Origin of the sequence: Runella salmonicolor, assembly GCF_024158025.1 — a bacterium.
In the GTDB taxonomy this organism is placed as follows: domain Bacteria; phylum Bacteroidota; class Bacteroidia; order Cytophagales; family Spirosomataceae; genus Runella; species Runella salmonicolor.
Genome location: NZ_JAMZEL010000013.1, coordinates 122,578 through 136,696, shown reverse-complemented (window position 1 = coordinate 136,696; position 14,119 = coordinate 122,578). Strand labels below are relative to the sequence as shown.

The 14,119-nt window shown below is 45.8% G+C and carries 11 protein-coding genes; 4 read left to right on the top strand and 7 right to left on the bottom strand.

Annotation, left to right across the window (positions count from 1 at the left end; translation table 11 throughout):
• Positions 1-3: 3 nt before the first annotated feature.
• Entirely contained in the window at positions 4-2,115 is a 2,112-nt protein-coding gene (gene recG / locus NCI00_RS23975) for an ATP-dependent DNA helicase RecG (protein WP_166561397.1), read from the bottom strand.
• 183 nt (positions 2,116-2,298) lie between these two features.
• Between recG and NCI00_RS23970 the strand changes: the two genes are divergently transcribed.
• From NCI00_RS23970 to NCI00_RS23960, 3 genes are all read left to right on the top strand, one after another.
• Positions 2,299-3,156, top strand: a complete 858-nt coding sequence (locus NCI00_RS23970) for a sugar phosphate isomerase/epimerase family protein (protein WP_253531967.1) — start codon at positions 2,299-2,301, stop codon at positions 3,154-3,156.
• 43 nt (positions 3,157-3,199) lie between these two features.
• Entirely contained in the window at positions 3,200-4,129 is a 930-nt protein-coding gene (locus NCI00_RS23965; RefSeq protein WP_253531965.1) for a sugar phosphate isomerase/epimerase family protein, read from the top strand.
• A 76-nt stretch (positions 4,130-4,205) separates the two neighbouring features.
• Entirely contained in the window at positions 4,206-4,832 is a 627-nt protein-coding gene (locus tag NCI00_RS23960) for an ABC transporter ATP-binding protein (RefSeq protein WP_253531964.1), read from the top strand.
• Between the two features lie 79 nt (positions 4,833-4,911).
• Here the strand turns inward: NCI00_RS23960 and rhaT are convergent, their stop codons facing one another.
• Complete coding sequence (gene rhaT, locus NCI00_RS23955) at positions 4,912-5,964, bottom strand: L-rhamnose/proton symporter RhaT (protein WP_166561393.1); 1,053 nt, start codon at positions 5,962-5,964, stop codon at positions 4,912-4,914.
• A gap of 151 nt (positions 5,965-6,115) precedes the next feature.
• Between rhaT and NCI00_RS23950 the strand changes: the two genes are divergently transcribed.
• Entirely contained in the window at positions 6,116-7,549 is a 1,434-nt protein-coding gene (locus NCI00_RS23950) for a Gfo/Idh/MocA family oxidoreductase (RefSeq protein WP_253531963.1), read from the top strand.
• Between the two features lie 95 nt (positions 7,550-7,644).
• Here NCI00_RS23950 and NCI00_RS23945 read toward each other — a convergent pair whose 3' ends face one another.
• The 5 genes from NCI00_RS23945 to NCI00_RS23925 all read right to left on the bottom strand — a co-directional run bounded on the left by NCI00_RS23945 (position 7,645) and on the right by NCI00_RS23925 (position 14,096).
• Positions 7,645-8,394, bottom strand: a complete 750-nt coding sequence (locus tag NCI00_RS23945) for a LytR/AlgR family response regulator transcription factor (RefSeq protein ID WP_253531962.1) — start codon at positions 8,392-8,394, stop codon at positions 7,645-7,647.
• A gap of 3 nt (positions 8,395-8,397) precedes the next feature.
• Positions 8,398-10,197, bottom strand: a complete 1,800-nt coding sequence (locus NCI00_RS23940) for a sensor histidine kinase (protein WP_253531961.1) — start codon at positions 10,195-10,197, stop codon at positions 8,398-8,400.
• A 252-nt stretch (positions 10,198-10,449) separates the two neighbouring features.
• Positions 10,450-11,673, bottom strand: coding sequence for a peroxiredoxin family protein (locus tag NCI00_RS23935; RefSeq protein WP_253531960.1), 1,224 nt, complete (start codon positions 11,671-11,673; stop codon positions 10,450-10,452).
• A gap of 205 nt (positions 11,674-11,878) precedes the next feature.
• Positions 11,879-12,556, bottom strand: coding sequence for a carbonic anhydrase (locus NCI00_RS23930; protein WP_253531959.1), 678 nt, complete (start codon positions 12,554-12,556; stop codon positions 11,879-11,881).
• Positions 12,522-14,096: a SulP family inorganic anion transporter gene (locus tag NCI00_RS23925; protein ID WP_253531958.1), complete on the bottom strand. Its 1,575-nt coding sequence runs from the start codon at positions 14,094-14,096 to the stop codon at positions 12,522-12,524. Before NCI00_RS23925 ends, NCI00_RS23930 begins: the two co-directional genes overlap by 35 nt.
• Positions 14,097-14,119: the final 23 nt, after the last annotated feature.

Here is a 14,119-nt window from a genome sequence, read left to right as displayed (position 1 = left end):
GTATCAACTGATACGGCTCCAATTGGTGGATTCTTTGTGCAAAGAATCAATGTGGGAGCGAATAGGCTCGTTTTTGGGAAGAATGAAAGTGGGGTCTTCGTTCAGAATACTTTCGGCAGCGGCGCGGGCCGCCTTTAAAATTTCTCCATCTTTGGCCAAGTCAGCAATCAAGAGGTCGAGCAAACCACTTTGCTGCGTACCAGCCAAATCGCCGGGGCCACGGAGTTTGAGATCTACATCAGCAATTTCAAACCCGTTGTTGGTTTGGCAAAGTGTCTCAATGCGCAAGCGCGTATCCTTACTAAGCTTTACACCCGTCATGAGTACGCAATAACTCTGCTCCGCACCGCGCCCCACGCGACCGCGCAACTGGTGCAACTGAGAAAGCCCAAAACGCTCGGCACTTTCTATCACCATCACACTGGCATTGGGTACGTTTACCCCTACTTCTATCACCGTAGTGGCAACCATGATTTGGGTTTCGCCCCGCACAAAGCGCTGCATCTCATCGTCTTTCTCGTAGGCCAGCATTTTACCGTGCACGATGCTCACGTGGTATTCTGGAAACGCCCGACTGACGCTCTCATAGCCGTCCATGAGGTCTTTATAATCCAATTTTTCCGACTCCTCAATGAGCGGATACACCATGTACACTTGCCGACCTTTCTTGATTTCGTCGCGTAAAAAACCAAACACGTTGATGCGATGCTGGTCGTAGCGATGTACGGTTTTGATGGGTTTTCGTCCCGCAGGCAGCTCGTCGATTATGCTCACATCCAAATCTCCGTAAAGTGTCATGGCCAACGTGCGTGGAATGGGCGTGGCGGTCATGACCAATATATGCGGCGGAATTGTAGGATTTTTAGCCCATAATTTGGCCCGTTGGGCCACGCCGAAACGGTGTTGCTCATCAATGATACAAAGTCCTAGGTTTTTGAACTGAACGGGGTCTTCAAGCAGGGCGTGTGTCCCTACAATGATATGAATGTTTCCTTCGGCTAAATCGGGGAATATCAGTTTTCGTCCTTTTTTGGTGGTAGAACCCGTCAGCAGGGCTATTTTTAGCCCCAGGGCTTCGGCAAACCCTTTCAGCCCTCGGTAATGCTGGTCGGCTAGGATTTCGGTGGGGGCCATGATACAGGTTTGTGCGCCATTGCCGATGGCCATCAGCATCGCAATAAACGCCACGATGGTTTTGCCGCTGCCCACGTCTCCCTGCAACAGGCGGTTCATATGTTTGCCCGTTTTAAGGTCGTCGTGGATTTCACGTAATACCCGCTTTTGAGCGTTGGTCAGTTCGAAGGGCATACTGCCTTCCGTATAAAATCGCTTCACCAAATCGAGATTCGTGAAAATCTGCCCCGGATACTCCGTCTTGTGAAGAATTTTATTTTTGATTAGCCGCAACTGATTGTAGAACAGCTCCTCAAATTTGAGCCTCCGCAACGCCTGATTTAGTGCCGCTTCGCTCTCAGGCAAGTGGATATTCCACATGGCATCCGTTTTGGAAAACAGCCTGAACTTCCGCACCAGTTCTTCGGGCAAAGTTTCCCTAAAATGCGGGGTAGCTTGCTCCAGCAGCGTCCGCATTACTTTACTCAGAAAGCGGCTATCGAGGTGTTTTTTGCGAAGGGTTTCGGTCAGGTTATAAACCGGCTGAAAATACCCCCCGTTTTCATTTTCGGGGTTGATGGTCTCAATTTCGGGGTGGCTAAAATTGAAGCGCTGCCCATAACGCTGGGGCTTACCATAAGCAATGTATTCTCCGCCTTCTTTAAAATGCTTAAGATGCCAGTCGATGCTCTGAAAATACACAAATTCTACAACCCCAGTACCGTCCGTAAATTCGACGGTCAGGCGGCGTTTAAACCCCTCGCCTACTACCACCATACTCCGAATACGGCCTTTGAGCTGCACCGCCGTCAGTTCTTCCGTCAACTCGTTGATGCGATGAAAACGACTGCGGTCCTCGTGCCGAAACGGGTAATATTGAATTAAATCACCAAAGGTAAAAATATTGAGTTCTTTGTTGAGCGTAACCGCCCGTTGGGGGCCTACGCCTTTTAAAAACTCAATTTTTGTATCAAAAAAATTTGTAGTAGTTCGTTGGTTCATGGGCACGTACCTAATCTTGTCATTCTAACGGTCAAAAATAAAATTGATGTTTTAAATCGGTGAACAGTTAGCATGGCAAAATATACAGCAGGAGATTTTAAAGTAAAAATAGCCCTTTAACAGTATTTTTCCAACAAACTTACGTTTTATCGGAAATGAGTTCACCACTAATTGTTTGATGCAATGAACCGCCGTGAAGCCATCTCTCAACTTTCTGTATTGACGACTGCCACGCTGAGCGCAGGAGGTGCTTTCAGCATGACAAATCGCAGCAATTATCAAATCGGAGCCTGCGACTGGTCGTTGCGCCTTAACTGCAATCCCGCAGCATTTGACTACGCCCAAAAAATAGGCTTGGAAGGCGTACAGGTAAGCTACAATTCCAAAAGTGACCTCAACTATTTGTCGCGCTCCGAAAATCGGCAGGCCATTCTCGCCGCGTCTCAGCGTACAGGGGTCAAAATTGCCAGTTTAGCCATCGGAATGCTCAACGACGTACCGCTCAAATCCGAAGCAAAAACGGTGGAGTGGGTCAGCGAAAGCATCGATGCCGCCAAAGCGCTGGGCACTAACGTGATTCTTCTGGCCTTCTTTGGAAACGGTGATTTACGCAAAGACGATGCTAGCAAAAAAGTAGTCATCGAACGGCTAAAGCAACTTACCCCCAAGGCTGAAAAACAGGGCATTATCTTAGGTATTGAGTCTTATTTAAGCGCGGAAGAGCACATTGAAATCATTGAAGCCGTAGGCTCTTCCAATCTACAAGTCTATTATGACCCGCGCAATTCGGCCGATGCTGGCTATGATATTTACAAAGACATTCCGCTGCTGGGAAAGCGCAAACTGATTTGCGAAATCCACCTAAAAGACAACGAGTTTTTGCTCGGACAAGGCACCATGGACTGGCCCCGCATCAAAAGTTTACTTGATGAATCAGGTTACAAAGGCTGGGCGCAGATCGAGTGGTCGCAGCCCAAAGGCAAAAGCGTAGACGAAACCTATCCGCAGAATGTAAGCTACGCAAAAAAGATTTTTGGTTAATTATTCTCAATCATTGACTCACCCAAAAACAGGCATTACCCTTATGAACCGTCGTGAATTTATCGGGACAACCCTCGCGGGCAGCGCGGCGTTTACCCTGCAAGCCAAGCCGCCCGTGGCCGCAGGCACGCCCCAAATCTATGTTTTTTCCAAAATGTTTCAGTGGATTGAAGGATATGACCAACTCGCCGAAACCATCGCAGGGCTTGGCTTCAACGGCATTGACCTGACCGTTCGCCCGGGTGGGCACGTGTTGCCCGAGCGCGTGGAAGAGGATTTGCCCAAAGCCGTTGCGGCTTTTAAAAAACATAACCTTGTAGCTCCTTTGATGGTGACCACGATTTTGGACGCCGATGCCCAAAGCGAACGAATTCTGAAAACGGCACAATCACTCGGCATCAAACATTACCGCATGGGTTGGTATCCCTACAATATGAAGCAAGACATCGCTGGCCAAAGCGCGGCTTTTGGTCAGCGGATGAAGGCTGTGGCTGCCTTGAACGAAAAATACGGCATGGTTGGGCATTATCAAAACCACTCAGGCAACTATCATGGAGCACCGATTTGGGATGTGTACCAACAACTGCAAACCATCAAATCCAACGCCATAGGGTGCCAATACGACATCAACCATGCCACCGCCGAAGCGGGCGGCTCATGGGAAACGGGCTTTCGTCTCATTGCACCGCACGTCAAATCGATTGCCATCAAAGATTTTTTCTGGACCAAGAAAAACGACAAATGGGGCAAACAAGGCTGCCCGCTGGGTGAAGGCGTGGTCAATTGGCCCAAATACCTGGAATTGCTGAAACAATATAATATTCAATTGCCCATCACGATGCACTACGAATATCCATTGGGCGGGGCCGAAAACGGGGCTAAAAAACTCAGCATCAGCTCCCAGGAATTACTGACGGCGATGAAAAAAGATTTGACCTTATTTAAGCAATGGTGGGCGGAAGCAAAACTTTAGTTGATACCTTTGTCGAAATTTTCAGCAATGAGGTTGAAAACCTATTTCAACCTCATTGCCTTTGACAAAGTGATGTATGCAAATTATCATTGACGGACTTGGGAAGCGTTTTAACCGCGAATGGATTTTTAGAAATGTAATGCTTGAACTCAACGCCGGAAACAGCTATACGTTTGTAGGCCCCAACGGCAGCGGAAAATCCACCTTTCTCCAAGTTATTTCGGGCGTAATGCCCCTGACCGAAGGAAAAATAACTTATCAATTATCAAATAAAATCATCGACGAAGACGATTGGTACCGCCAAATCGTACTCGCGGCTCCTTATCTTGAGCTAATTGAAGAATTCAGTCTGGTCGAATTGCTCAATTTCCATGCGGGCTTTAAGCCTTTCAAAGCGGGAATTACCAACCAAGAAATCCTCCAACGTCTTGAATTGGACGCCTCAAAAGACAAAGCTATCAAGTATTTTTCGTCGGGAATGAAGCAACGTCTCAAATTGGCATTGGCCTTTTATTCGGATGTTTCTGTTGTGATGCTGGATGAACCCACCTCTAACCTCGACGCCAAATGGTCGGCGTGGTACCTCCAAGAAGTACAGCGTTTAGCCCCCAGCCAACTGTTATTGCTCTGCTCCAACGTTCCTGCCGAATACGATTTTTGTGACAAAGTCATCAATGTTGGCGATTATAAGCCTACCCAATAAATACAGACGTTGGCCGATATGCACAGAAATTGACAGTGCATATCGGCCAACGTCTACTAGTACTTTGCCAATACTTCTGCTACCAGTAATTCCCGATTCCGACAATGAAAACCGATAAAATAACGGTAGCAATGCCCAAAATAATAGTGCGGTACGTTATTGAAGAAACACCCTTCCATTCTTTGAAGTAAATCCCCCAAACGTTGGACACAATGATGATACATGCCATGTGCAGAATCCATGAGCTGGCTCCGTTGCCGAGTTTACTTTCACCCATCCCGTAGAAAAAGAACTGCAAAAACCACGTTGTACCGGCAATGGCCGAGAACATATAGTTAGTTTTGAGCGGGGCTTTAGCGTTGGTATAATCGCCGAAAGTACGATTGCGGGTATTTAAAATCATGCACCAGATAAAATTTGTAGTAAGCCCACCCCACAGCAGCGGCACAAAAATGACGTTATTCTGAAACAAAGGGTTACTACCGTTGACCAATGCGGCCTCGGCCATTACTTTTCCGGCTTCAATTCCAAAGTTGAAACAGGCGCTCAGCACGCCTGAAATGGTTGCCACAATTATCCCTTTCCAAAAATCAAACTCTTTGACACTTTCTTTCTTTTCTGCATCCGAAAGTTCATTTTCTTTCATTACACCCGCTTTACCGCAGATGTAAATCCCTGCCAAACAAACCGCTACGCCCAGCAATACGATTTGTCCGCCCGTGCTTCCCAACATACTCGAAAAAGTCCCTTTAGTGTCGTCAGTAAACAAATCGCGGTAAATCGGCGGAATCAACGCTCCGAAGGCCGAACAAAAGCCCAATACAATAGCCATGCCAAGCGACATACCCAGATAACGCATGGTCAAGCCGAAGGTCAAACCGCCAATGCCCCACAGCACACCTAACACGTATGTCCAAAACAGCGTAGTACTGTCAGTGTTACGAATAATGTCCATGAAGTTTGGCACAGTCAAATAGGCGGCAATAAACGGTGCCAATAACCACGAAAACAGCCCGCCTACAATCCAATAACTCTCCCACGACCAATCACGTACTTTTTTGTAAGGAATATAAAAACTACCGGAAGCAAAACCCCCGATGAAGTGATAAATAACACCAAATAATACCTGCATGATGAAAGGGTTTAGTACTACGTCTTTTTTGTCGAAAGATACAGCAAGCGTTTTTCTACCTTCACCCTGTACTCTCCTGTTTGCAAACCAGTTGCGAGTAAAAACCGCTTACAGGCTGCTTTTTTCTAACAAATTCTTTCTTCACAAACCTATGAATTCCAAAAACAAAAAAATGGTTAACCGTCGTGGCTTTCTGAAAGGAAGCGCCGTAACCGCCGCAGGGTTTATGATTGTACCCCGTCATGTACTTGGCAAGGGCTTCGTGGCTCCCAGCGACAAGCTAAACATGGCCGCCGTGGGATGCGGCGGCAAAGCGGGGGTCAATATTCCATTAGCCTACAACAATGGCTCAGACAACATTGTGGCACTTTGCGACGTGGACGACCGCCAAGCCGTGAAGTTTCGTAAGCAGTTTCCCAATGCACCCTACTATAAAGATTACCGCAAGATGTTGGAAAAAGAAGCCAAAAACATCGACGCGGTCATTGTCACTACCCCCGACCACATGCATTACGTCATCGGCAGTGCCGCCATGCAATTGGGCAAACATATTTACCTCGAAAAACCCCTCACACACGATATTTGGGAAGCCCGAATGCTGACCCAACTCGCCAAAGAAAAGAAACTTGTGACTCAAATGGGCAACCAAGGCTCCAGCGGCAAAGGCACCCGCCAAACCGAAGCCATTGTCCAGTCGGGCATGATTGGAGAAGTACATACCGTGGAGGTTTGGACCGACCGCCCCGTGTGGCCGCAAGGGGTAAAGTCGCCCAGAGATAAAAAAGAAACTATGCCTATTCCGGCCGAGGTGGACTGGGATTTGTGGCTCGGCACTGCTCCTTACCGCGAGTACCACGAAGCCTACATGCCCACGCGTTGGCGCGGTTATTGGGACTTTGGTACGGGCGCACTCGGCGACATGGGTTGCCACTTCATGGATGTGCCGTTTCGTACCCTCAAATTGGGGTATCCTACCTCCGTTGAGTGTTCCGCGAGTTCGGTATATGCCGATTTTTTCAAAGAGGCTTTCTTTGGCGATATTGGCCCACAAGCCACGTCAATCCACTTTAAATTTCCCAACCCAAGTTCTAAGAAATATCCCGAATTAAGTCTTTCGTGGTACGACGGCGGCATCCGACCCAAAATCCCCGAAGGCTGTGATTACGAAAAAATATTTGCCAGTGTTGACGGCGGTGTTATGTTTATCGGAACCAAAGGAGTACTCGCCTGTGAGCTGTTTGGCAACAATCCTAAATTATTTGTCAAAGGACAATTACAGGACGTAAAATTCCCCGCTCCCACCCGCCCGTTGGTTGAAGGAGACACCACAGGCCACCAACAGCAATGGGTAAAAGCCTGCAAAGCGGGATTCGGAACCTACACTAGCTCTTCGTTTGATGAAGCAGGGCCCTTGGCCGAAATCGTATTGATGGGCAACTTGGCCGTTCGTAGCTATCTACACCGCGAAAATGGTAAATTCACTGGCCGTAAAAAACTTCTTTGGGATGGGGCCAATATGAAAATCACCAATTTTGACGTTGCTAATGCATTTGTAAAGCGGCAATACCGCGAAGGTTGGACCTAAACAATTTGAGCCGAAAGTAGCTATTTGTTCTCCCTCAACAAAGCCAAAACTTAGGAATAAGTTTTGGCTTTGTTGATAAAAATAACGGTCAAAATTTAACGAAACATAAACTGTCGCATAAACTCGTCCTTAAAAGAACGCCCCAACGGAAAGGCTTGGCCATTGATGGTCACTTCGTGCTCGTTAAAAGATTCAATTCGATGGATATTGACCGCGTACGAACGGTGAATACGAACCAAGTGCTTGATTGGCAGCCGTTCCAATACTCCACCTACGGTCTGACGAATAACGTATTTCTTCTGAGACGTAACGATATTGGTGTACATACTCTCGGCTTCAAGATAAAGAATGTCGTCTAATCTGAATTTGACAAATTGGTAGTTTTGCTTGATAAAAATACATTCATTTACCTGCAAAATGGCTTCTTTTCGGGCTACATCCGTTTTTGTGTCTTTCAAGATTTTCATCGGATGAACCCGCATGGCAAAATTATTAATCGCCATTTCGATTGCCATCCTGAGGTTAACGATGTGATACGGCTTGGGAATATACGCCGCCGGGTAGGTCTCTTTGGCGCGTTCGAGGGTTTCGGCGTCGGTAAAAGCGGTTAAATAAATAATCGGGGATTGCCGAAAGTCAATGAGCCGTTTCACCGTTTCTATCCCGTCCCAGTCACCGTTGATGTGGATGTCGCACAGCACCAAATCCACTTCATTTTTTTGATAAAATTCAAGCGCTTCGGGGCCATTGTCGGCTACAAATGCAACCTCATAGCCTTCCGCTTCGAGGGTATCACTCAAATCGGTGGCTAGAATAAATTCGTCCTCAATGATTAATATCTTCATTTTTTATGCCACCAATTTCATTTTTTCTGGAGAGATATACAATCGACAATAGGTTCCGTTTTGGTTTTCAATCGTGAAGCTACCCCCAATCTGTTTTGTAAGCCCTGCAATCAGTTTTTTGCCAAAAGAATCCTTGGCGCGATTCCAGCGCTCCATGTCTAATCCAGGCCCGTTATCTTGTATTTCCAACGACAGCCCCACTTTATTTTTCAACGTAATTTTTAATGCTGGATGGACGGCTTCTGTATAAGCATACTTGAAAGAATTGGTCAACAACTCATTGATTATCAACCCCAAAGAAATGGCCAAATCTACATCCATTTCTTCCTGCTCAACACTTAGTTGCACCTCAAAATTATCCACCTCATGCCCATACGCGTTCATCAGGCTATCCACCAAATCGCTGATGTATTCTTTGATATTGATGGTTGAGACTTTGTCATTCTGGTACAACCGCTGATGAATCAACGACATAGCTTCTACGCGTTGTTGCCCTTGCCGAACCGCCAAAACGGCCTTTTCGTCCTCCATTTTACTCGATTGTATTTTCAACAGACTGCTGACAATCGCTAGGTTATTTTTTACGCGATGGTGAAGTTCCTTCATCATCAGTTTTAAATCATCGGATTGCTTTTGAATCTGCGACCGATTCTCTTTTATCTTTTTATATTGCCAATACAGCGTCCCCAACAGGCCCATTAAAACCAACAATCCCAAGCCCGCAAATGCCAGTTGATTCCGTTGCAGCGCATTTTTTTCATTCAGGCTTTTTATTTCAATCTCCTTTTTCTCGGTTTGGTATTTACTTTCAATCTCGGCAATGTTTTTGGTTTTTTCGACCCGCAAGGTAGAATCTTCCAATTGCTTGGCTATTTTCAGACTTGCCAATGCCTCTTTGTACAAACCCGCGTCTTCCTGAATCCCATAAAGTATTCCGTAGGCATTAAAGAGCCGATGAATGTCTTTGAGGGAGTGCGCAATAGCCACCGACTTTTGGGCGTAATCAATGGCTTTTTTATATTCTTTTTTCATCTGATACGCCCTCCCCAAACTCCGATAAGCGTGTTCAATTCCCTGTTGGTCGTTGTGATTGGCGTGAATCACCAGTGATTTCTCCAATTCAACAATTGCCTTGTCGTACTCTTTTTCGAAATCAATGTAAATCTGCCCCAAATTGGCGTGCAAAACGCCCGCATCCCGGTCAACTTTGTATTTTTCGGCATTCTTTAATCCCATCTTATAGGCATCTTCCGCCTTGCGAAATTCCTTCAAATCCCGGTAAGCAATCCCGGCATTGTTATACCCAGAAATCAAGCCGTTGGTATCCTCAACCACCTTGGCCATGTCTATCGCTTTCAAAGAAAACATGAGTGCTTTTCGCGTAAAAGCGGCAACTTTTTGGGAGTCGCCCATTTTTTTATACGTCAGGCCAATGCTGTTATAGACCCTTCCAAGCCCCCTTTTGTAGTCAATTGCTTCGTACAAATCAATGGTTTTCTGACTTGCCTGAAGGCTCTTTTCGAATTCATTTTGAGCACGAAAAAAGTTAGCCGCCAAATGATACGAACGGCCTTCCAGCTTTTTATCCATTGATTTTTTGGAAAAATCCTGCGCTATTTCAAGGTATTTTTGGGCCGAATCTGGTTGATTTCTACTGTAAGCTTCGCAAATATCCTGCACGATTTGGGTCTTTCTTTGGATGTCCGACGTTGTCGCTAACTTTTTTTTCAGAGAGTCTATTTGGGATGGTTTTTGGGCAAAACTAGTAAAGGCAATAAAGTATAGAATCAAGAAGTTTTTCATGGCAGCCTTAGCGCTACTGGGGAAGCAACATAGTAAATATAGTTTTCTAACGCTTAATTTTAACGAATTGCCCATTTGTAAGTGCGAGTTCTAACCAGTGGCTCCTGCATAGAGTCATTATTTTAGCACGACAAGATATTCAGAAAGATAAGCGCGATAACCCCAGAACCTACTAAAAAATTAAACCATCCAAGGTATTTAAGTTCATAAATAAAAACCTTAAATACCTTGGATGGTCCCTCAAAAAATCCCTTACTCACTCAGTAATTTCGTAATAAGTGCGTTGAAATCTTCAATAAACTGATCGTAGTATTTGCCAGTACCCGGGCCAGAGAAGCCCGTGTGAATTTCGCGTACGCGTCCTTTTTTGTCAATAAAAATGGTGGTTGGATACCCCGCTATTTTGTTGAGCGCAGGGAGCGATTTGCCCGCATCAGCATCGTTGGTACCCGCCAAAAGCAGCGGATAGGGCACGCCGAAACGCTTGCCCATAAAATCAATTTTCGGCCCTGATATTTTCATTTCGGGCGAACGTTCAAACATCAAACCCACGATTTCTACCCCGCGTTTGGCATTTTTTTCGTACCAAGGCACCATAAAACGGGTTTCGTCCATGCAGTTTGGGCACCACGTCCCAGACAGCTGCAAAACCACAACTTTCCCTTTGTAGCGTTCGTCTTTCAACGAAACAATGTTTCCTTTGGTATCGGGGAAAGCAAAATCAAGCGTTTCAAAACCCGGCTTCAAATAAGTCAATGCCGTAGGGGGAGGCAATTCAGCTTTTTCGTCGCGGTAAGCTACAAAGTGTTGGAAACCAGAAATGCCTGACCATAATCCCCCTCGAATCGTACCGTTGGAAGCAATGGCAGCTCTGAACAAAAAAGCATGAGAACCGTCGTAGCACGACATAAAAAGACTATCGCCAATCACATCACCCGCCAAATACCGATAATCTCCCGTAGGAGTCAGTACCGTTCCTGCTAATTTTGCACCTTTTTGTTCCAAAATACCGACGGCAAAAGTGGAATCTTTTGCTTGAGGACGCAAAAAATAAGTGGCGTATTTACCAGTTACGTTTTTCGTGGTTTTGGCGGGGGTTTTGGCAAAAAGATGCACCTCGCCTTTTTCGGCTTTGAAAGGAAGCACCGATACCCAAACGCCATTTCTGTTTTTCTTCCAAGATCCCGTCATTGTATTGCCTGATACTTTGGCAACCAAATCAGAATCAAAAATCAGCATCGGAATATGAATCGAATCGCCTACCATGTAGGCTTCATCCATGGCCAAGCGCTCCGAGCCATTTAGTACAAAAACTTCATATTTTCCGTTGGCTTTCGGATTGATTTCCAGCCCGAAGGGCAAATCATGCACTCCACGCTGTAGCGCAGCGCGCCAAGTACTTTTAGGGATGTTGGTTTGGCTAAAGCCTACAAAAAAACTGCTCAATGCGAGCAAAGTAGCGACTGCTTTTTTCATATAGTTTGTTAAGATGGGTAATTTGTATTTAACAACTGTTTTTTTAGAAAAGTTGGCTTCACCACATTTTATTCCCCATTTTGCCGCGTTTCCTTATGATTTTAAAACTATTTAATCCATTGAATCAGTTATTCCTGTAAACTTCGTGTAGAAATTGGTTGCCAAACTCAATTAATACGCCTTCCCCAAGAGATTGTGGCTCTTTTCAATGCTTATAATTATGCGATAAATCTTCCTCTTTTTGGGGCTCATCTTCAAAATCATACCGATAAATAGACTCAACGGGCGAGCCGGGTGGGATTTCGGTAATTGAATTAATCAAACCCGTATGTAAATCAAATACCCAACCGTGCAGATGCGGATAATTTCTCTTTTTCCAAGCTTTTTGCACTATCGTGGTTTTGGCCAGATTTTTGGTCTGCTCAATGACGTTAAATTCAACCAAACGGTCAAAACGCTCCTGCCCCTCGGGCACCGCCTCAAGCTCATCATAATGCTTTGAATAGACATCCTTGATATTCCGCAACCACTTGTTGATTAAACCAAAATCCTTGTTGGTCATGGCGGCTTTTACGCCCCCGCAGCCATAGTGTCCTACCACCAAAATGTGCTTTACTTCCAACACCTCTACCGCGTACTGCAATACACTTAGCATATTTATGTCGGTATGAATCACCAAGTTGGCCACGTTGCGGTGAACAAAAATTTCGCCAGGAGCCGTGCCTGTCACCTCATTGGCGGGCACCCGGCTGTCGGCGCAGCCAATCCACAAGAACTCAGGCTTTTGATCGGCCGCCAATTCGTCGAAATAACTTTCGTCGAGCATAAGCTTTTCAGCAGCCCAAGATTTATTCGCCAGTAATAGTTTTTTGTATGATTGCATTGGATTTTTGTTTTGCGATTTTACGTCTCGTAATCCCCTTAAATTCCACTTGAATTCCTCTTAACGGGGCATCGGCCTCAAATTCTTCTAGGGTTGTAAAAATATCGTGGTCGATAAATTGTGCCCTCAGGCCATCCACAAACACATAGTCTCCTGGTTTTAAGGCCGCCAATACTTCTTTCAAATGGGCCTTGTTTAAAAATGATACATCCTTTTTAAACCAAATCAGTACCGTTTCCTTGTCTCGTCCTACACTTATTGCCGACAGATTGTTGGTATACACAATGTAAATCATGCCCACAATCAGCCCAATGGCCAGTCCAATCAATAAGTCGGTAAACACAATGGCAAGGACCGTAATAATGAAGGGAATAAATTGGTCGGAGCCTTCACGGTACATTTTTTTAAAAATCTCGACCGTCGCTAGTTTGTAACCAACCGATATAAGCAATGCCGCTAAACAAGCCAATGGGATATAATTGAGTAATTGGGGAATAGAAAACACCGCCAACAGCATCAAAAGCCCATGAATGAAAGACGAAAGGCGCGTTTGCGCGCCGCTGTACACATTGACCGAAGTTCGAATCGCTACCAACGTGAGCGGCAAGCCTCCAATCAGGCCCGAAACTATATTGCCGATTCCCTGCGCCTTCAATTCCTGATTGGGAGATGATATACGACGTCTTGTATCCAACTTATCGGCGGCTTCTAAGCTGAAAAGCGACTCAATGCTTCCCACAATCGCCAACGTAAGGGCCGAAATATACACTTGTGGATTGGCCAAGATTTCGAACGCTGGAAAATTGAACGCGGCTTTTGCATCGGTCCAATCACGAATGAGCGGAACCCGCACCAAGTGACTTTCCTCTTTCAAACTCATGGCTGGAAACCATAACGCCAGCAACTGATTAAGGACAACCCCCACTAAAACCACCACCACACCCCCTGGGATTGTTTTGAAGAATTTTATCCCCCTTTTTGCAGAATAATCCCACCAAGCAATCAGCCCTAAACAGAACACACTTATCAAAATAGCTCCCGCATTGGGATGACTCAAGGCTTCTATAATTTCTGAGAATGTGTTGCGCTGGTCGGCTTGCGAAAATTCAAATTCGCCTTCATAATCGGCATCCCATCCTAAGGCATGAGGAATTTGTTTCAGGATAATCACAATTCCAATAGCGACCAACATACCACTAATAACGCTGGAAGGCACAAAACTGCTTAATCGGCCTGCTTTTAGCCATCCCAACAAGAATTGTATTACGCCAGCCAACACCACGGCCATCAGAAAATTGGGATAGCTACCCAGTCGTTGAATACTATCAAAAACAATGACAGTAAGCCCCGCGGCGGGCCCACTGACACTGATTTCCGACCCCGAAAACAAAGTAACGACAATACCCCCCACAATGCCAGCCAGTAATCCCGAGAAAAGGGGCGCCCCCGAAGCCAGCGCGATACCGAGGCACAACGGCAGCGTTACTAAAAACACCGCTACCCCTGCTGAAAAATCTTTATTCAAATATTTTAACGTCATCCGAGTTGGGGTTTATTAGACTG